Raw genomic sequence first — 20,641 nt, forward strand, 5'->3', positions numbered from 1 at the left:
ACCGCCGTCTTCTTATGGATTTTTATGGTGAAACTCAAGCGAGATTAAGAAGAATTCAACCCGCGGAGGCGGGTTTTGTTTGTATAGACGCGGTTTCAACCGCCGTCTTCTTATGGATTTTTATGGTGAAACTCAAGCGAGATTAAGAAGAATTCAACCCGCGGAGGCGGGTTTTGTTTGTATAGACGCGGTTTCAACCGCCGTCTTCTTATGGATTTTTATGGTAAAACTCAAGCGAGATTAAGAAGAATTCAACCCGCGGAGGCGGGTTTTGTTTGTATAGACGCGGTTTCAACCGCCGTCTTCTTATGGATTTTTATGGTGCGGCTGAAACGAGATTAAGAAGAATTCAACCCGCGGAGGCAGGTTTTGTTTGTATAGACGCGGTTTCAACCGCCGTCTTCTTATGGATGGCTTTTTTATGGTGAAACTCAAGCGAGATTAAGAAGAATTCAACCCGCGGAGGCGGGTTTTGTTTGTATAGACGCGGTTTCAACCGCCGTCTTCTTTAAGAGTTTAATATCTCGGTTCTTGATAACGTTCCGGTTCTTGATAAGCTGGTTCTTGATAAGCAGGCTCTTTATAGGCTGGTTCTTGATAAGCTGGTTCTTGATAAGCTGGTTCTTGATACGCCGGTTCCCGGTGTTTGGGCTCGGGATTGGGATTGTAAGGCACGATCGCACCATCGTCATTCATAATCATCCCTCGAATAATCTCCTTCGGTTCGACGGGTTTCGCCTTAATACTGCCTTTGCGGCCCTCCAACTTAGGTAACTTCGGAAACTCCTGAACCGGCATTCCCTTCACAGCTTGATTCATAAAATCGCGCCAATTGTAAGCAGCAGTACCGCTAGTTCCCCCCGTCGGATAATTGTCATCATTCCCCAGCCAAACCCCAGTCACCACCTGCGGAATGTAACCGATAAACCACAAATCCCGCACCTTTTCCGAAGTACCAGTTTTACCAGCTACAGCGCGATCGCCCAAAGAAGCAGGCCCGCCCGTACCACCAGTCACGACACCCTCCAACATCCAAGTAGTAATTGCCGCACTATCCTTATCCAAAACCCGCTTCGGTTTAAAATCAGCCTTATAAATCACATCTCCCCGCTGATTAATCACCTTAGTAATTCCGTGCGCTTCAATAAAATTACCTTCCGACGCTAAAGTACCGTAAGCATTAGTTAACTCCAGCAAATTCACCTCAGACGAACCCAAAGCCAGGGAATAAATCGGACTTAATTTAGACTTAATTCCCATATCGTGGGCTAATTTGATTGCCGGTTCAAACCCGACATCCATCAACACCCTGACAGCTACGACATTTACCGAACTCGTCAAAGCATCAGAGATCGATCGCCAACCGCTAAACTTTTTCCCGTAATTATTCGGTTGATAGCCGTCGATAATAATTGGCGCATCTTCATAGCTGTCGTAAGGCGAAAAACCCGCCCCCATAGCCGCCGCATAAACCAACCCTTTAAACGTCGATCCGGGCTGGCGCAAAGCCTGGGTAGCGCGATTAAACTGACTTTCCTTAAAACTTCCGCCACCGACTAAAGCCTTAACTTCCCCTGTTTTAGCCTCTATTGAAACCAAAGCCGCCTGTTCAAAACCCTGACGGCGGCCATCAACCTCGATCGCATCTTTAACAACTTTTTCCGCTATTTTCTGCCACTTCAAATCCACCGTCGTCTCGACAGTCAAGCCGCCCGATTCCAAAGCATCCTTAGAAACATAGCGCGGCAATTCCTTGCGAATGTAACTAGCAAAATAAGGCGCGACTACTTTAAATCGTTTCGGCTGACTTTGTTTTACTTTTATCGGTTCCGCCTGGGCTTCCTTCGCCTGAGCCTCTGTAATTACCTTCGCTTCCTGCATTTGTTGCAGCACAATATTGCGGCGTTCCTTAGCAATATTCGGATTTACCAAAGGCGAATATTCACTCGGGGCCGGCGGCAAACCCGCCAAAGTTGCCATCTCTGCCAAAGTTAATTTATCGACTGGTTTGCTAAAGAAAACCCAAGCTGCATCCGCCACTCCATAAGCATCTGAGCCCAAATAAACCAGATTTAAATATCTTTCTAAGACTTGTTCTTTGGTCAACTCCCGCTCTATTTTTTGAGCTAAAAGAGCTTCCCGAACCTTCCGCTTAAGGCTTCTTTCCTGATTGAGAAAAACCACGCGGGCCAATTGTTGGGTAATTGTACTGCCGCCCTGCACCAAATCTCTGGCTATCACATTTGAAGCGATCGATCGCACAATACCTTGATAATCCACCCCGCGATGTTCGTAAAAACGGCGGTCTTCTATCGAAATAAAAGCTTTAGTCAACAGTTCGGGAATTTCCTTCAGTTTCAGCTTATCTCTAGTTGCCGGCCCCGACTGCAACAAAATCGTATTGTCAGCAGCCTTAATTGTCAGCGTCCCGTCGCGGTTAAAAGCCGACAAATCGTTAACATCCGGCAAACCTTTGTCTAAGGTATATAAAATCCACAAACCGTAGATTAAAGCGCCACTTCCTATACTGAGAATACCTAAACCTATCCAAAATCTCGGGCGGCGGGAGATCCATTTTTTAGTATTTTTCTGCGGTGCGCTATCTTCCTGCGGTGCAATACTTTCCTGTAGTTCGGTATTTGTCGGTGCGCTATTTTCCTGTAGTTCGGTATTTATTTGCAGTTCGGTATTTGGCGGTGCAATACTTTCCTGTAGTTCGGTATTTATTTGCAGTTCGGTATTTGGCGGTGCAATACTTTCCTGTAGTTCGGTATTTATTTGCAGTTTGGTATTCGGCGGTGCAATACTTTCCGGCAACTCGCTACTATGAGATTGTTCTGGTAATTTAGTTCCCAGCAAACTCAAGCCCGGCCCCAACAATCTCTTGCCTTTTTCTTGCAAGCTGCTAACTTGAGGTTCAATTTCCAACCAAACTATTAAGCGCCTCAAGCCTTCCCAATCGCGCTTGACTATGGGAAATTCATCCTGTTCTGAGTCGGAATATTCTGATGCTAATTCTGACTCTTCTGGAGGTTCAGCATCTTCTGATATCACATACTCCGATCGCTCACCAGTTATCCGCCCCGACAATTCAGGCGGGGATTGCGATGAGTTTAGCCCGGTGCTATTGGCAGCATTTGGCGATTCTAGATCGGAATTATCGCCTACTCCCTTAGTGACTTTACTCAATTTATCCTTGATATTTGAGAAAAATTCTGACACGTTCAGACCTTCAAACCTCATCAATTTAAATTAAAAATTAAAAATTAAAAAGGCTAACCCCCTTCAATTTTTAATTTTTAATTTGACATTTTTTCTTCAAGAAAACTGTGCATAATCTTGAGTTTTTTATTTTTGGTTAAAAATATTTAACTCAAAATTGCCAACTCAAAATTTTTCTCAACCAGCATGGCCCAGTGCCAAACCCGCTACCAGCATACCCAGTACCAGGAAAGGCTGAGCACTTGCCTGATATTTAACATCATTTTCCAGGGGATTACGCAAAAAGTACATATCCTGAAAAGTGATTTGGGGAACGATCAACAGCAGGAGAATGACAGCGTAAAGGTTTTGGTGAATGCCGATCAGGTAGCCTGCAATGCCTGCTTGAAATATGTCGATCATCAACACGCAAATCCAGGCTGCGGTGCCGATGCCAAACATCACTGGCAAAGATTTTAACCCTAATTGGCGATCGCCCTCGACACTTTTGAAATCATTTACGATCGCAATTCCCAGTCCTGCCAAACTGTAAAACAGCGTCAAAACCATAATGGTGGGATCTAGTGTACCAAACAAAGCTTGACCTGCCCACCAAGGCAGAGCAATGTAGCTAGCACCTAGGGCATAATTTCCCAACCAGCCATTCTGCTTGAGTTTCAGCGGTGGTGCAGAGTAGATGTAAGCCAAAAATGCACCGCCGAGAGTCAAAACAGTCATGATGGGGAATTCATGACCAGCCCACAAGTCTAGAGCATAGGCCACCGCAATGCCTGCGGCTAATAATACCAAAATTTGGGTAACTACTTGGGGAATCGAGATAATCCCCGACGGAATTGGACGGTAGGGCTCGTTAATGGCGTCGATGTCGCGATCGTAAAAATCGTTCAAAGTTTGAGTGTAGCCAGCCAGCAAAGGCCCTGACATCAACATACAAGCGGAGGCGATCGCAAAATTCTCTAAATTCCAAACATAGTTTCCCGAAGAAGCCGCCCCGCACACCACGCCCCACATCAGGGGAATCCAGGTAATCGGTTTCATCAGTTGCAAGCGAATCTTCCAGATGGAAGTTTCCCCGCTAGCAGCCCCTTTCATACCCAACATTTGCCGAGTTTTGGCACTGCGGCTGTCTGCTTGAGGACTGTCTGCTGCGGTTTCTGGGGGAGTTTGGGATGGAGGAGAGTCAGACATAAGTGTGATTTTAGGGGTAATCTGCTGTTGTGTCGTTTTGCATTTTAATAATTCTGTAGAATAGCACCAATATTCCAAGCATTGTCTAGTCCACAATTTTTTAGATCCCTGACTTGGGAGAAGTTGTCGGAAATCTGGGTATTATATTTTTTGATATGGGATTAATTACGATCTGGCGATCGGGTTTTCACACTATGCTACTTTGAGATTATTTCATCTGGCAAAAAGTTGGAATCTAGAACCTCAGTAGAAGTATAAACGGACAATTGCGGAAACGTCTCTATCGACAATTCAGTTTCAGCACTTGCTTGTTCTACTGCATCCGCATAACATTAAGTCTTCGTAGGGTGTGTCGCCATTTTTAATCTCTCGGATTTAATTGCGAATCTCATGGCGACGCACCTCACACACTGATAGGTTCATTCAAGTTCCGAGGTGTGTCTCTATTGAGATTGTCGGTTTTTTTTAAAGATAATCGATAGCGACACACCCTACGACTCTAGGTTCATTCAATATCCGAGGTGCGTTGCTATTGAGATTGTCTGTTTTTCCTAAAAATTGTGATAGCGACACACCCTACGACTAGCTATATTAGGAAAACTGCAAACTAACAAATATGGCGGTATGAATCAAAAGGCAGTCCCGTCCGCCGCTTGACATCAACAACTGATTTGTATGCGCCTTTGATCTGCCTTTCTCTAACTATGGTTTCAGCCACAACCCGATCTAAACCGCTTTGGATCAACTCTTCGGGCGAAAGAATATTTAACCGTTTCCAAGTAAATTGGGATTCTTTTTGATAATTGTAGCTAAAGCAAATCATCGGGGCGATGCGTCTGACGTGACTTTCGGGAACTCCGGCGATTTCCGATAACTCTTCGGCGTGGGTAAAAAGGTAGCCTTCGTTTTGCAAAGATTCAATATCGTTAGCGTAGACGATCGGCAAACCCAAGATTTTGACCATATCATCTTTGGTGCACTCGTTAATATCTATTTTGCCGCGCACGTTGGCTAGTTCTTCGGCATTTGTCGCAGTTGCAGGAACCAGCAAGCCTCTGGGTGCGGTTTTGATCAGATAGCGTTTTTTCAAAGAAAAGGCTGTGACAATTTGAGCTATCCAAACGAGGGTGCCGAAATTAGCTGAAGAAGATAGCGCTAGTGCTGCTAAAGTAAAGCAAACACCCCATCCCATCCAACTGCGAATATTTGTTTTTTGCCCTGCATAGGCGATCGCCAATCCGCCGAAGTAGGGAATAAAAGAATACCACACCCAGTTTGGAGTTTGACGCAGCCAGTATAACTCTTGAGACACTTTAGTTCTATCCTCTATCGACTTTAGATTTCAATACGGTTCACTTAAAAATGTTTCTTCCCCGGATATCCCCCTAAATCCCCCTGATAGTCGGGGGACTTTGAGAATATCTTGTCCCCCCCTTTGTAAGGGGGGTTAGGGGGGATCTCCGGGCTTAACTGAAGCGTATTGGTTTATCTTTGACTCTTGTTTAAATCCCAGCCTTTTGATAGTGGCTTCCATTCTTGCTTAGATACGTTAAATCTGTTAAATCGGTTACACAATCCGTGGCCGAACTTCTAAATTACAATTCCCGCAGCAGTTTTTGGCGTTTTTCTTCATATTCTTCGGCGGTAATTGCGCCCATATCGTAAAGTCCTTTCAATTCTGCGATCGCCCCTGTGACATCTTTTGCACCTCTGAGGGCATACCCAGACGGCAACATTCCGCCATTGTACTGTAGCTGAAAAGCTTGTTCCGACATCAGCAGCAGACCGATAAAATCGAAAAATGCGATCAGTGAGGGAATTAATGTCCAGGAAAAGAGCAAATAAAATACTCCTGCTACATTGTTGCCCAAATAAAATTTGTGACCTCCGAAACCTCCGATAAAGAAAGCTAACACAACTGCTACGGTTTTATCTTTTACCATTTTTCCCTTTCCCCAGTTTTTTACTTTAACGAACGCGATCGACAACGAATGCGATCGAGGCAAGCAATATTACTAATTTTTACTCATTTATTTGGGTTTTTGCGAAACTTGGACATCGCAAAATACAGCAGAACTATACCGGCTTGAGCCTGTAGAATGACTGAGTAGCCTCTCAAGAAATAATTGAGTTCGCTACCGGAATTGAAAGAAAATATTAAAATGCCTAGGGCTGCGTAGGGTGCGAAACGCATCCAACTTGGCGTTCTCTCTAACTTGTGGCTGTTGAAATTGCTCATTGGGTTTGAAACCTCATCCTTACTTAAATTTAACATAAAAATTAGCAGAATGGTCACGCTCGGTTGGGTGCGATCGCCCGGGCTAACCTGACATCGATCGACCTACAAGATATTACTTCCATGTTAAAACAAGTTTTTCCGTTAAAGTTGGCAACCGGGCGATCGCCAAATTCCACCTCAGCAGACAATGCCGATAGATGTCACAAAAGCCCGGTTTATTCACAATTATTAACAACCGCCCGAATTAACCTGCGCCACCGCCCAAAAGAAACAGACTCAGGAGAGTTCCGCTATTCCAAAGACTGTGGAGAAGCATGGGGGCGAGGAGATTGCGCGATCGCGTGTACACAAACCCCAACACCGCGCCCAAAGTCGCCAAAGGCAGAATCTCAGAGACACTCAAGTGAGCCACCGCAAACAAAAAAGCCGAAGCTGCGATCGCCCCAGAAACAGGCAAATAGCGAGTCAGAGAAGGCAGTAGAAAGCCCCGAAACACGATTTCCTCAAAAACCGGAGCGGCGATCGCAGCAGTGCCGAAAAACACCGCCAGAGCCACGTTGTCCCTACCTTCAAGGACGATCGGCAAAATCGGATTGCTGCCGCCTTGTCCCTGCCATAATTGTTGATTGATCAGCGACACCACAACCACCAAAGGCAAAGCTACAAAATAGCCACCAAAGCCCCACAAAAACCAATTTCCCCGCCAATCAATCCGAAACCAACCATCAGGTAAAGGTAAAAAAGACTTGACAGAAAAATACAGTACCGAAAGCCCGCCAGCCGACAGCAACAAATAAGTAGCAAAGATATAAAAAGCCTTTTCGCGCCCGTCAAAAGTAGCAGGGCTCAGTTTAAGAACAGCTAGAGAAACTGGCAGTAAAAAATAGGGAATCAAGATTTGCCCGACAAAGAAAAAGCCGACCACCAGCACCTGCCAAACAATCTCGCCATCCCAAGGCACATCCCAAGTCAAGCTGGCATTGCGCGCCAACAGTGGCCCCGAACCTGCCTTATCTAACTGCTGGCGCTGCAACAGCCACTGCACGCTCAAACCAACCAGCAAAATCGTGCCGATACAAAGAGATATAGCCGGAACGCCAACAACAATTGCCAACTTTTCTATAGCTTGCTCAGCCGTTACTTGCTCTGCTGCTTGCAGCGCCACCAGCTCTTTAGAACGTTCTTGCAGCTTGTAAAGTTGTGCTAGAGCGCGATAGCGAAACCACCCATCCAAAGACTTTTGAATGCGTGGCTCAGCATCCGGCAGCAGTTGAGGCGGATTGCTCCAAATTCCCGTTAAAACTTGAGCAGTTGCAGCCGAAGAATCGTAATCAATATCAGTTTTGTAGCGCTCAAGTAAATTTTTCCAAGTTTGGAGCTCCACCTGAGTTTTACCGCTGCTTGCCTGCAAAATTCCTAGGCGCAAGTCAAGTTCATTTAGCAGCGCTGACTGTTGTTTTACCGACTCTTCCACTGCTTTTTTTTGAGCAAAATTCAGAGTATTATCCTCAGAGACAGAGGCAATGGCAGACTGAAGTTTTTTTAATGAAGATTGATTTTTTTCGAGAGTTTGTTGAGTCGAATCTCGTGCTTCTTGATATTGCGCCAAAGCCGTATTTATAGGATCGGAACCGATAATATTGTTGCGCGCCGAAGTTAAATTAGCACCCTGATTATTTGCTCCTTCCCACTCCGAGGCGTGCAGCAGCAAATTGGTCTGGTAGAGTTCCAGCCGGCTTTGGATTTGGGGTTCACTCCAACTAGCAAGTAAAGATAAACCGACCAGGGCGATCGCGATCGCCGTTAAAATACCTAAAATTATCCGTTTCAGTGTCATTCCTAGTTTTCCGTCCCGCGCAAATCTGTGTCTAAGTCTTTCCCATCTTTAATCATAGGCTTTTGCAGCCGAGAGTATCCCGCCACCTGCTAAAATCTCACTGGTTAATCTTTTTGACTCGCCTCGCACCCGAAGAGTGGGAAAGGTACGCACCAACACCCACGGACTCAGTAACAGGGTGACATACTCCCACGTCAAACTGAGTACAGTTATGATGTGGGCATCTTTGCAGCCCGATGAAGGGTGTGCAAAATTTCCTTTACGGTACTGGCATCCATAGTTCCTACTACAGAAAGATTCCCGCTACGGCGTTTTATACTTGGGAAAATGCCCAACCCAAGTCTCTTCAAATTTATCGCGGCATTAAGATCGCGATCAACTATTAAAGAATGCTGCTCATCCCAATAATTCCGCATACCGCAATCGGTGAAAACGATTTCATTCCGATAGCACAGAATCATTGAGGTATAAGCAGGTTTTTGCGGAACGACAACTGACCCAGCTTTTTCGGCTATGTATTCCAGTGTCTTGAAAAATTGACCGAATGCAGCATCCAACCAAGATTTATTCAATCCTGATTTTGCTGATTGACCGTTTGGAAGGTAAGTACCCTTATCATCTTGCTTGACTTTATTCCGTTTAGTTAAGCCCTTTAAGTTCAGATCCTCATGAAAAAAGAATTTAGCTCCTGACCTGACAAGTTTGTGGGCTGTTTTGTAATGAAAGTCTTGGCGAGAACGCGCTATTTTTTGGTGCTGTCTCGCTTCTTTTTTCGCTAATTTCCGTCGGGACTTAGAACCGCGCTTCCGTCTGTTCCGCTTTTTTGAAATGCGGTCTAATTTAGATTGGTTTCTGCGAAGTGGTTTTAACGAAGGTAGCTTTTCGCCAGATGATGTTGCTAGGTAGACATCTTCATGCAGTACCGCATCCAGCCCAATTGAGTTGTCCCAGCTTGGGGAAACTTTGTCAGGAATAAGCTGCGGAATTGAAGCGTCTTCAAGCATTATTTGAATAAACCAACCGTCAGATTTTCTAGTTACACTAATTTGTTTGATGGTAAATCCATTAGGGATTGGGCGGTGCATCCGAACTTTTACGATGCCCAACTTTGGCAGTCGGATGTAAAACCAGTTCTTGCGAACTAACTTAATCCAATCGCTGTTAGCCGTACAAAAAGTCATCGTTCGGTAATTCGCTTCAGTTTTGAATCGGGGTTTACCCGATCGCCCGCCTTTACTGTCTCCTACGATAAACCGCTCAAAGGCTTTATCTACTCGCTTAGAGACATCTTGCAGAATAGTTGAATCTACCTGCTTAAAGTCCAATAGTTCACCACTGTGAAAGACTTTTACTAGGTCTTTTTTGATGACGGGTAATTGTTGTTTTTGGGAGTAGTAGTTGGGCTGCGCGCGGGGCGCAGAGATACTAGCAATTAATGGACAAGCATTTATGGCAGTACGGTTTCTTTCCCACCAATCGAATCTATCTCCTAATTGGCGATTGTACCAATAACGGCAAATTCTGATCCATTGGTTAAGTGTTAACTTTTGATTGGTGTCGGGATAGAATTGGTACTGGTAGGTTGCTTTCATTACATCACAGCCGATAGGCATCGATTAGTGTTACTTTATCAGAGGATGTTGTTTAGTGTCAAGTCTGTGAGTAAAGATTTTATCCATAAAGCCAGAGGGGTTTCCGATCTCAAGTGTCACTTAGTGTTGACAACCAAATATCGGCGGAAAGTTCTGACCGATCCAATGTTGTCCAGGCTTGAGGATATTTTCAAGAACTTGATGGAAAAATGGGAAGGAAGATTGGTAGAATTTAATGGTGAGCGTGACCACGTACATTTGTTGCTTCAATATACACCGCAAACTGAACCAAGTAAGCTGATCAACAATCTTAAGACTGTATCTAGTCGTTATTTGCGGAAAGAGTTTGTAGATGAAGTTGAAAAAGTTTACTGGAAAGATGTTTTTTGGACAAATGGATATTTTATTGCGACCTGTGGCAGCGTGACGGTTGAGCAATTAAAGAAATACATTGAGGAGCAAGATAGACCTGTAGAATAAGAGTTTGTTCGTCTCGTAATCCACCTGCCCAGGGTTCAAAGCATAGCTTTGAGATTGTGAACAGGTGGAATCCTCGTCTCACGCGCATGAGAATCCCACACTAACCTTCGATCGGTATAGTGTGGGGATTCCCGTCTGCCTAGCTAAAATCTAAAATCTAAAATCTAAAATCGAATGACCCGCATTATCTTAGTCCGTCACGGCAAAAGCACCTACAATCAAGAACGTCGCATCCAAGGCCGCCTTGATAAATCAATTTTGACAGAAGCAGGCCGCGCCGGCGCAAACCAAGTAGGCGACATCCTGAGCAGTATCACCTTTGATGCCGCCTATACAAGTCCCCTGCAACGAGCCAAAGAAACCGCCGAAATCATCCTGTCGCGCTTGACAAATCCGCCACAACTCGAACCAACTGATAAATTGATGGAAATCGATTTGCCATTGTGGGAAGGAATGCTGCGTCAAGAGGCGATCGACCAATTCCCCGAAGCATATCAGCAATGGCAACAACATCCCGACAAATTTTCCATGAAAATCCCTTCCCCCGAAGGAGAAATCGAACACTTTCCAGTATTGGCAATTTTTGCTAACGCCCGCAATTTTTGGCAAGAGCTGATATCGCGCCACAGTTCAGGTACAATTCTAGTAGTAGGTCACAACGGAATCAACCGCGCCCTCATCGCCACAGCTTCAGAAATCGCCCCAGATTACTATCAATCAATTCAACAATCAAATTGCGGAATTAGTGTCATCAATTTGGGCTCTGCCGATGAACAAACAGAGCCAAAACCAAAAATTGCAGTTCAATTAGAATCGCTAAATTTAACCGCCCATACCGGAGAAATCTTCCCCAAACCGAGGGACGGACACAGCGGCCCGCGCTTGTTGCTAGTGCGTCACGGCGAAACAGACTGGAATAGAGCAGGTAAATTTCAAGGACAAATTGACGTACCTCTCAACGATAACGGTCGCGAACAAGCTCGGCAAGCCGCAGAATTTCTGAAAGATGTAAAATTAGATTTTGCCATCAGCAGTTCCATGCTGCGCCCGAAAGAAACTGCCGAAATTATTCTGAAATATCACGGCGATTTGCAACTGGAACTCCGCGACGAATTGCGCGAAATTAGCCACGGACTTTGGGAAGGAAAATTTGAATCAGAAATAGAAGCATCCTATCCAGGTTTGCTCGAAGAATGGAAAACATCTCCTGAAAACGTGCAAATGCCAGAAGGAGAAAATTTGGAGCAAGTTTCGACAAGGGCGATCGCAGCTTGGCGAGAAATTGTAAAATCAGTTAGCGGTACCGGGATTGTAGTAGCTCACGATGCCGTCAACAAAGCCCTTCTCTGCCACCTATTCAACTTAGAACCCGAACATTTCTGGAAATTCAAACAAGGAAACGGCGCCGTTAGCGTAATAGATTATCCCCACGGCCCCGATGGTTTGCCAGTATTGCAGGCGATGAATATCACAACTCATTTAAGCGGCGGCGTATTTGACCAAACAGCAGCCGGAGCACTGTAATTTTTCAGGTGTTAACTTAAGTCTAAAATCCTCGATCAATCTCGCTGTTAGCGTAGTCTAGATCCCCCTAAATCCCCCTTAAAAAGGGGGACTTTGAGAATATTCCTAACCTTCTTTAAGAACATGGGAACTTTGACTGCTTCCGGTTCCCCCCTTCTTAAGGGGGAGTAGGGGGCAAGCTAAGGGGGGATCGGCCGGCCTAATTATCAAACAGTAGATCGATCGCACGTTTAAAGCTTAAGTTAACACCAATACCAATACCCTCCGCCACGCTTCGCCGGACAAAAGTCTAAATTTTAATAGCAACCACCAAACATCAATTGCACAAACCCTTGCCTTTCTTCCCTCTTCCTTCGTGTCCTTAGCGTCTTCGCGGTTCGTTCTTCCCTCTTCCCTCTTCCTTGGCCTTTATTCCCTCTTCCCTCTTCCTTCTTCCCTCTTCCCTCTTCCCTCTTCCCTCTTCCCTCTTCCCTCTTCCTTCTATATGACTCGCGAACTGCTACAAAACATAAGAGTAATCGATCCAGTTTCAAAGATCGATCGCACCGCTGACATTCTAATTACCGAAAATCAGATCCAAGCAATAGAAGAAAACATCACCGAAATTCCCGCCGACACAGAAGTCCGGGATTGCCGAGGCCTAATTTTAGGGCCAGGATTAGCCGACATCTACAGTCATAGCGGAGAACCAGGTTTTGAGGAACGAGAAACCCTCGAATCCTTAATGCAGGCTGCGGCGGCTGGCGGTTTTACGCGAGTGGCAATTTTGCCCGATACATCCCCACCTGTGGACAACTTGGCCGGTTTAGCCTTGTTGCAACAACATATCCGCAATTTGTCGCCCTCCCTACCGCGCTTGTATTTTTGGGGCGCGCTGACAGCGGGCATTAAAGGGCAGCAGATGGCCGAGTTGGGGGAGCTTGCCTCCTCTCCGGTGGTGGGGTTTGCCGACGGTTTCCCGCTGTCTAATCCGGCTCTGGTGAGGCGTTTGCTTGAGTATATCCAGCCTTTGAATAAGTCCGTGGCATTGTGGCCGTGCGATCGCACTTTAGCCGGAAATGGCGCCGCGCGGGAAGGTGCAGTCTCCGTGCGCTTGGGTTTACCAGGAATTCCCGCCAGTGCAGAAACATCGGCTTTGGCGACAATCCTGGAGTTAGTGGCATCTGGGGGAACTCCGGTACACATCATGCGCGTTTCAACCGCCCGCAGCGTGGAATTGATTCGAGATGCCAAAGCGCGCGGTTTGCCGGTGACTGCGAGTGTGACTTGGATGCACTTGCTGTTAAATGTTGGCGCAATTTCAGGAAATACCAAAGATGGCGCAGGCGGGAAGAACGCTTTAACTGCTTCGTTTGCCTACGATCCGAATTTACACCTCGAACCGCCGTTAGGCAATCTGAGCGACCAATTAGCCTTAATTCAAGCTGTGAAAGATGGGGTGATTGATGCGATCGCGATCGACCACAATCCGCGTACTTACGAAGAAAAAACCGTGGCTTTTGCGGATAGTCCCCCAGGGGCGATCGGCTTGGAATTAGCGCTACCTCTGTTATGGCACGGACTCGTAGAAACTGGTGAATTTTCCGCTTTAGAACTGTGGCGAGTGTTGAGTACAGGCCCCTCTGTTTGTCTCGGTCAAACCCCCGCGAAGGTGGCGATGGGAGCCTCTGCTGAGCTGATTTTGTTCGACCCGCTCGTGACTTGGACGGTTGAGGGGCACAGTCTGAAATCGCGATCGGCAAACACGCCTTGGTTGGGACAGCAAATAGCCGGAAAAGTTCTACAAACTTGGGTTTAAGGGCAATACGCTTGGCTTAGGATTTGTCCGAAGAGAGGAACGAAGCAATCACAGTATCTGTTTTTCACTCTCATTTTGCCGATCGGACTTTATAATCTCAAGCGTATTGGGATTTAAAGACTAAACTCCGAACGATCAAACCGCATCTGATAGGACTAATAAACAATCAAAAAAAATCCGACCTACCCTCAGTTAATAGTGACTGCATTTCCTGAGAACGTTTCAGGTAATTCTGTGCTACGCGATCGAGCGGATTTTTGCGAACGCACTCAGCAAACAGTTGTGCCGCTTCCTTATGTTTGCTCGCACTATAGTTCCACAAAGCCTCTATAAATATATTAAAAGTTGCTAACTTGCCATCTTTAACTTCCGGCGGATCGGCATCAAATACTTCATGAATCGTCACCAACTCAGATTTGCCTTTAACTCTAACTCTACCAATATTTCTGATTGCATATTTTTGGTATTCACTTACATTTAACTGTAAAAAAGTATTGTTAGTAATTAACATCGATACCCCGTAACTTTTCGTCATCGTTTCCACGCGGGAAGCTAAATTCACCGCATCGCTAATCACCGTACTATCCATCCTCGTTGTTCCCCCAACAGTTCCCAGCATCAGGTTGCCCGTATTGATACCGATCCCAATTTTAATCGGTGCAAAGCCCTCATTAACGCGGTGTTGATTGTAATCGTCGAGACGATGTAGCATAGAAATTCCAGCATTCACAGCATCGCTGGCACTGTGACCGAACAAAGCCATAATTGCATCGCCAATGTATTTATCAATAAAACCGTTATTTTCAATAATCGTTGGCTCCATGCGGCTCAAATAAGAATTAATAAACTTGAAATTTTCCTGAGGAGTCATTCCCTCAGAAAGAGTCGTAAAATCCCGAATATCAGAAAACAAGACAGACATTTCCTTTTCCACGCTGTCGCCGAGTTTGATATCAACCAAGCTTTCACGGCTTAGTAGCGAGACAAATTCATTCGGCACAAACCGTCTGGCAGCCTTAGTTAATTGTGATTGCAGTTCCAAGGCTATTTCTAACCTCTCATTCACTTTTCGCAGTTCGGCATTTTGTGCTGCTAGTTTTTTATCCTGACTGTAGCTGTGAACGGCTTCTGTCACGGTCAATTTCAAGTCTTCAGTTTGCCAAGGCTTGCCGATATAGCGGTATAGTTTCGCGTGCTTGATCGCACTTCCCACAGCTTCAATTGTCGCCTGCCCTGTTAGCATCACCTTGAGAGTTTTGGGAGAAATTTCGTGAACCCGCCTCAATAATTCATCTCCTTTCATATCAGGCATCACGTAGTCGGAGATAATTAAAGGAATCTCTTCTCCGTCTTCCATAAGTTCGGCAACTAACTCTAGAGCATCCTCACCTCCTTCCGCAATTTCAATCCGGTAAGTATTGCCTAAAGCATCTTTTAATTCAGCTTTGAGGCTTTTCAGAACCGTAGTTTCGTCATCGACGCAAATAATCACTTGTTTGCTCATAGCGATAAAGCCGTTTTAATGGTTTCAATTAACTCTTCTTCCGACCAAGGTTTGTGCAAACAACGGTGCAAATCAGCTTCGTCAAATGCTCTTTGAACAGCATCTTCATCTGCTTGACCTGTCAGCATCACTTTAACTATCTTCGGAAACTTTTTATGGACGCGAATTAGGAATTCATCTCCTTTCATTCCCGGCATTAACCAATCAGAAACAATCAAGATAATCGCTGTATCATCGTCATTAAATTCATCTATCAATTCTAAAGCATCGGCGGGATTTTCCGCTAATTCATAAACGTAGGTATTGCCAAAGGCTGATTTGAGTTGAGTTTTGAGACTTTTCAAAACTACTTTTTCGTCGTCAACGCACAGGATAACAGGTTTAGACATACTTTTTTATTCTCAGCCGTTCTTTGTTTGCCATTGAGTGTATCCTCTAGTTTGTTGGGCAGGCACTGTTCCCAAAAAAAACGCATAACGCAAGTTGCAGAAGCGATAAGAGCAATGCCTACCCTCGAAGAGGTTATCCGGGATTGACGGGTATAGAAACGGTAAAAGTCGTTTTGCCAGGAACCGATGCAACTTCGATTGTACCGCGATGTTTTTCAATGATTTTTCTGACAATATCAAGCCCTAAACCTGTGCCTTCTCCCGGTGGCTTAGTTGTGAAGAAAGGCTGGAATATTTTCGAGATAACTTCTTCAGGAATTCCCTTACCGCTATCCGTGACAGCCACTTTGACACGATTGCTTTCTTGAAAAACATCCAGAGTTAATGTACCTTTATTATCCATCGCTTGCAGGGCATTGTGGATGAGATTTGTCCACACCTGATTTAGTTGATCGGGGTAGCAGAGTACAGGTTCAATTTCTTGGAAGTTTCGCAATACTTCTACCCCGTGTTTCAAGTTGTTTTGATAAAGGGTAAGTACGGTTTCTATGCCTTCAACTAAATCCGATTGAATCATCACTTCTGAAGAGTCATGCCTCGCATAATTTTTTAGAGCAAAGACGACTTTTGATGCTCGATCCGTTGCGGTATTAATTGTTTGGGTACCTCGCTGGATTTCGGTGAGTTTGTAAGCCATGTCTAAGATTAGCTCGCGATCGGGTTTTTGCAACAAAGACATAAAGTCATCCGCTTCATAAATCCCCATATCTACTAAGGTGTCCGCGATATCATCGGCTTCGTCAATATTTTCATCTTCTAGTTGACCGACCAAAGTTCGCTTTAATTTCCTTTCTTCTTTGGCTGTCAAAGTTATATCTTTTTGCAGCGATTGATTTAATAACATGAAGAAGTTATCGGCTTCTTCGGGAGAAAACGATTGAAAAAGTTCGGGCAAGTTGGAGAGGGTTTGTCCCAAGAATTTGCTCATATTTCCGGCACTCGAACGGATCGCACCCAGCGGAGTATTTAGTTCGTGGGCAACTCCCGCTACTAATTGTCCTAAAGCAGCCATTTTTTCTGAATGAACTAACTCTTGTTGGGTGGTTTGTAGGTCTTCTAATGCTGTTCTAAGTTCTTGGGTTCTTTCGGTAACTTGAACTTCCAGAGTGCGGTTGTATTCGGCTACTAATTTTTCGGATTCTTTGCGTTGGGTAATGTCGGTAAAAGCTGCGATTGCATAATTCACCTTTCCTTTGTCATCATAAATTGGCGTTCCCCAAACTTCCAGCGGAATAGTCCTGTTTTCCTGGTGAATTTCTATATCGTCAGCATTGACACTTGCCCCTCGAAAAGCACACACTATCGGGTCTTTTTCTTGAGGATATATTTCCCCGCTATCGGCGAGATAAATTTGATATACCTCTCCAATTTCAGCAGATTTCATATCGTCAACCATGTCTTTACCAAGCAAAGATTGAGCTCGAGAATTAACGTAATAAGGTTTACCGCTGGGTTCTGCTACAAATATCCCCACCGGCACGGCTTCTAAAATTTGGTTGAGTCGGCTTTTACTCTCGGATAATTCAGCATTCAAACTTTGCATTTCCTCAAAAGAAAATTGCAGTTGTTGTGCCATAGTTTGAAATGAGTTAGCAAGTTCGCCAACTTCATCATTCCGGTTTATTTCTACAGTTTTGCCCCACTGACCTTTGGTAATATTTTTTGCTGCTTCATTCAAGTATAAAATTGGTTTTGTCACCCATCTAGCTGTTAGTATACCGACAATTATAGCTGCTGCCAAAGCTGCAATACACAGCAGAACAGTAGTTTTGTTGTTGGCATTAATTTGTTCCAAGAAATCTGATTCGGGAATAATTACTACAATCAGCCAGTTCAAACCTTTGTCATCTTTTAGGGGCGTAACTTGCATGAATTGTAGCTGGTCTTTAATCTTTAACCTAAGCTGTTGGGCTTGCTGAATGTTGTTGAGGTTGCCAAAGTGTTCTTGCAGGTATTTAGTAGTGAGGCTGATGGTGGCGTTTTGGCTGGCAGTTGCCTGAATTCTTTCTGTCTCTTCACCCTTGATTAAATATACTGGATCTTGCGTTGATGTCGTAATTAATTCACCCGATCGCTCGATAATAAACGTTTGCCCAGATTTGCCAATTTTTAACTTTTGGAGGAACTCGTTAACTCGCGAAAATAGTAAGTCAGTGCCTAAAATTGCCTGCAACTGCCCCGATTCGTCGTATAACGGTTGCGCCGCTGTAATTCCCAATCCTTTGCTGGTAAAGTCGGCGTAAATTTTGCTCCAAGTTGCCGTTTGTGCTTCGGTTGCTGCTGTGTACCAGGGACGAACTCGCGGGTCAAATTTAGGTTTTACTTTAACTAAGTTCGTTGGTTCGCCGCGGTTGTTAGCAGCATAATAATTCATGTTGCCGTCTGTAAGTTCGGTGCGTTCTTGCAATAAAAAATTTCCTTCATTAGTGCGCCTCGCGGCAATAAAATCTCCGCCTGGAGTGGCAATATATGTAACGCTTACTGTGTCAAAAGTTTGCAGTTGCTTCCAGAAGTGGCGCTGTATTTGCGGAATGTTTTGCAAGTTGAGATCCCCCAGTTCAAAAGCATTGGCTTTGAATTGATTTAGTTGGTGGGGAAATGCCATGTATGCTTGGATTCTTTCGGAGATGCGATCGCTAATTTCTTCCTGTAATTTGGTAGCAACTTCGTTAACAGCTTGCTGTCCGTTGCGAAATGACAAATACCCCACAACTCCGACTGCTGCGAATATTTGCACCACGAATGGAACTACCAGAACTGTTCGCAAAGGGAGGGAGCGAACTGCTTTTACCACTAATCTGCCAGCAGATTTGGTTGGTTGTAAAAATTTGATGTTTGAAGGAGTAGTCATGCTTGGAAAAACTTGTTGCTTAGAAAACACTTTCTGGATTTAATTAGTTGCACCCAACAAGTTATGATTTGTTATCCCAGCACCCTGATTGTGAATTTGGCCTTGCTGTAGTGCACGCAAGCGATTTTTGCTGTATTATAGCAAGCAAATCGTCCGGCAACAGCGATCGCCCCATCTAATACTTCTTGATTGACTTTAGTTACAGGTACTACTGTAGGTGGCCGACATCCACCTTAAAAATTTGGATGCCTACTCGCAAGCATCGCCAGACAGTATTTCCTTTTTCCTCAGTGCTGTCAAAAAAATGATGCTGTAAATACGCAGGCAGTTATCCTGGCGATCGCGCATACAGAAAAAAGCAGACATCCTTTAGATTTGCTATCACGATCGCAGTTTATTTGACAAAACGAATCAAAGGAAAACAACTGTAATTAATTTTACAACCAAATAGAGTGAATATCCGGATTATTTGGGAATTTGTTGCAGTTCCAGTCCTAGACGCAGAACTTCTAGATGTAGGGTGTGGCGTGCATCACCTTACTTGCGGCTATCAGTAGCGTGTAAAATCACTTTTTAGGCTGAGTCCTAAGTTATTAAATTGTAAATACGAGCCTATCGGCAGCTTTGCCCCCGATGGCTCGCAGGAAAAATAAATATATCCTTCCCCCCCCCCTAAAGCTGCAATTTTTGCTATAAAAACCAGAAAAACGTAATTATGTAAAAGGGAACTTGGGAGCGGATATCCGGATTTTGAGTGCAAAACAAACACTAAATATTCCGGATTTTTTACCTGATAGCTGAAATAAAGATATTCGTCTTTCGGAACACATACATTAGCAATTTGTCTTAATTGTTTAAGCCAATTGGCTTAAATTTTCCTTCTTCAGGTCGCTGACAACAAAAAAGTGCGATCGCTCTGGGGTGAAATCTACCTAATACAAAATAATATCGAGACTCGTGCGATGCGTGCAAGTGCGATCGCCAGACTCAAGCAAAAAATTAGCACCTCTCATGGTACAATCCTTTGTAATTGGCGATTTCACGTCGGGAAACACATCCGCCAAGCAAACAACTTCCACCGCCCAAAGCCCCCATAGTTCGATCGATAGTCTCATCGCCAGAGACGATATTTTGACCCACCAAGCCCAAAAAAAGCGCAAATACATGACTGCTGTTGTTCCTTCGTGGAATTCCCCACCAGAAAACCTGACATTAGACATCAACGAAATTCATGTTTGGCGCGTCTCTCTGGCTCAAGCGGCATCTTGCGTGCGGACTTTAGCAGAGACTCTCTCTACCGACGAACAGACAAAAGCAGAGCGTTTTCACTTTCCAAAAGATCGATCGCAATTTATTGTGACTCGCGGTGCGCTGAGAGAAATTCTGAGTCGCTACCTGCACATAAATCCCAGCCATTTAAGCTTTGAATACAACCCCTACGGCAAACCCTCTCTCATCGTCGCCCAAAGTGGAGATACCCTGCGTTTCAATTTGTCTCACTCTCACGAACTTGGGCTAATTGCCATTACCAAAAATCGAGATATTGGCGTCGATATTGAACGCATAAATCCCAACTTTCCATGTCTAGAGATTGCTGAAAAGTTTTTCTCACCATTAGAAAACACCGTGCTGCGTTCTCTCTCCGAACATCTCCAAAACCCTGCTTTTTTCACCTGCTGGACTCGGAAAGAAGCCTACATCAAAGCAGTCGGCAAAGGACTATCTATTCCCCTGAATCAGTTTGATGTGACCCTCGCACCAGGAGAACCCGCAGCACTATTAAATGTTGAACAAAACCCCGAAGAATCATCGAAATGGTCTTTAATTGAATTAATGCCCTGTTCAGATATCGTGGGGGCTGTTGCGGTTGCAGGAGATTGCTCGAAACTTCATTGTTGGCAATGGACAGCGAAGTTTTGAGCTATGATTCGTAGTGAGGACTTTAGTACTTCTAAAA

General features: G+C 44.7%; 15 protein-coding genes and 1 pseudogene. 4 read left to right on the forward strand and 12 right to left on the reverse strand.

Annotation, left to right across the window (positions count from 1 at the left end):
- Window positions 1-516: 516 nt before the first annotated feature.
- From QZ938_RS04040 to QZ938_RS04080, 9 genes and pseudogenes are all read right to left on the reverse strand, one after another.
- Entirely contained in the window at window positions 517-3,243 is a 2,727-nt protein-coding gene (locus QZ938_RS04040) for a transglycosylase domain-containing protein (protein ID WP_293146996.1), read from the reverse strand.
- A 156-nt stretch (window positions 3,244-3,399) separates the two neighbouring features.
- The gene (chlG, locus tag QZ938_RS04045) at window positions 3,400-4,410 is read right to left on the reverse strand and encodes a chlorophyll synthase ChlG (protein ID WP_293146994.1); all 1,011 of its coding nucleotides are present in this window, start codon (window positions 4,408-4,410) and stop codon (window positions 3,400-3,402) included.
- Between the two features lie 197 nt (window positions 4,411-4,607).
- Window positions 4,608-4,730 (reverse strand): annotated as a pseudogene (locus QZ938_RS04050) (DUF29 domain-containing protein); the annotation flags it as partial.
- A 287-nt stretch (window positions 4,731-5,017) separates the two neighbouring features.
- Complete coding sequence (locus tag QZ938_RS04055; RefSeq protein ID WP_293146991.1) at window positions 5,018-5,722, reverse strand: helix-hairpin-helix domain-containing protein; 705 nt, start codon at window positions 5,720-5,722, stop codon at window positions 5,018-5,020.
- A 283-nt stretch (window positions 5,723-6,005) separates the two neighbouring features.
- Complete coding sequence (locus tag QZ938_RS04060) at window positions 6,006-6,353, reverse strand: NINE protein (RefSeq protein WP_293146989.1); 348 nt, start codon at window positions 6,351-6,353, stop codon at window positions 6,006-6,008.
- An 83-nt stretch (window positions 6,354-6,436) separates the two neighbouring features.
- Window positions 6,437-6,649 carry a hypothetical protein gene (locus QZ938_RS04065; RefSeq protein WP_293146987.1) on the reverse strand — a complete coding sequence of 71 codons (213 nt, stop codon included), beginning with the start codon at window positions 6,647-6,649 and terminating at the stop codon, window positions 6,437-6,439.
- 53 nt (window positions 6,650-6,702) lie between these two features.
- The gene (locus QZ938_RS04070) at window positions 6,703-6,837 is read right to left on the reverse strand and encodes a hypothetical protein (RefSeq protein ID WP_293349520.1); all 135 of its coding nucleotides are present in this window, start codon (window positions 6,835-6,837) and stop codon (window positions 6,703-6,705) included.
- A gap of 56 nt (window positions 6,838-6,893) precedes the next feature.
- Window positions 6,894-8,486 (reverse strand): CPBP family glutamic-type intramembrane protease, encoded by a 1,593-nt coding sequence (locus QZ938_RS04075; RefSeq protein WP_293349523.1) that lies wholly within the window; start codon window positions 8,484-8,486, stop codon window positions 6,894-6,896.
- Between the two features lie 209 nt (window positions 8,487-8,695).
- The gene (locus QZ938_RS04080) at window positions 8,696-10,078 is read right to left on the reverse strand and encodes a transposase (RefSeq protein WP_363318785.1); all 1,383 of its coding nucleotides are present in this window, start codon (window positions 10,076-10,078) and stop codon (window positions 8,696-8,698) included.
- A 66-nt stretch (window positions 10,079-10,144) separates the two neighbouring features.
- Here QZ938_RS04080 and tnpA point away from each other — a divergent pair, with 66 nt between their 5' ends.
- The 3 genes from tnpA (at window position 10,145) to QZ938_RS04095 (ending at window position 13,880) form a co-directional block, all read left to right on the forward strand.
- On the forward strand, window positions 10,145-10,558 hold the full coding sequence (tnpA, locus tag QZ938_RS04085; protein ID WP_293146979.1) for an IS200/IS605 family transposase: 414 nt from the start codon (window positions 10,145-10,147) through the stop codon (window positions 10,556-10,558).
- A gap of 174 nt (window positions 10,559-10,732) precedes the next feature.
- Entirely contained in the window at window positions 10,733-12,082 is a 1,350-nt protein-coding gene (locus QZ938_RS04090) for a histidine phosphatase family protein (protein ID WP_293349529.1), read from the forward strand.
- Window positions 12,083-12,566: 484 nt separating this feature from the next.
- Window positions 12,567-13,880, forward strand: coding sequence for a dihydroorotase (locus tag QZ938_RS04095; RefSeq protein ID WP_293349533.1), 1,314 nt, complete (start codon window positions 12,567-12,569; stop codon window positions 13,878-13,880).
- 166 nt (window positions 13,881-14,046) lie between these two features.
- Here QZ938_RS04095 and QZ938_RS04100 read toward each other — a convergent pair whose 3' ends face one another.
- From QZ938_RS04100 to QZ938_RS04110, 3 genes are all read right to left on the reverse strand, one after another.
- On the reverse strand, window positions 14,047-15,384 hold the full coding sequence (locus QZ938_RS04100; RefSeq protein WP_293146973.1) for an adenylate/guanylate cyclase domain-containing protein: 1,338 nt from the start codon (window positions 15,382-15,384) through the stop codon (window positions 14,047-14,049).
- Window positions 15,381-15,773, reverse strand: coding sequence for a response regulator (locus QZ938_RS04105; protein WP_293349536.1), 393 nt, complete (start codon window positions 15,771-15,773; stop codon window positions 15,381-15,383). Before QZ938_RS04105 ends, QZ938_RS04100 begins: the two co-directional genes overlap by 4 nt.
- Before the next feature lie 133 nt (window positions 15,774-15,906).
- Complete coding sequence (locus QZ938_RS04110; RefSeq protein ID WP_293146969.1) at window positions 15,907-18,684, reverse strand: ATP-binding protein; 2,778 nt, start codon at window positions 18,682-18,684, stop codon at window positions 15,907-15,909.
- 1,011 nt (window positions 18,685-19,695) lie between these two features.
- Here QZ938_RS04110 and QZ938_RS04115 point away from each other — a divergent pair.
- Window positions 19,696-20,604: a 4'-phosphopantetheinyl transferase superfamily protein gene (locus QZ938_RS04115; protein ID WP_293349539.1), complete on the forward strand. Its 909-nt coding sequence runs from the start codon at window positions 19,696-19,698 to the stop codon at window positions 20,602-20,604.
- The last annotated feature ends 37 nt before the right edge of the window (window positions 20,605-20,641 follow it).

The organism is Microcoleus sp. CAWBG27 (assembly GCF_020883145.1).
Classification (GTDB): domain Bacteria; phylum Cyanobacteriota; class Cyanobacteriia; order Cyanobacteriales; family Microcoleaceae; genus Microcoleus.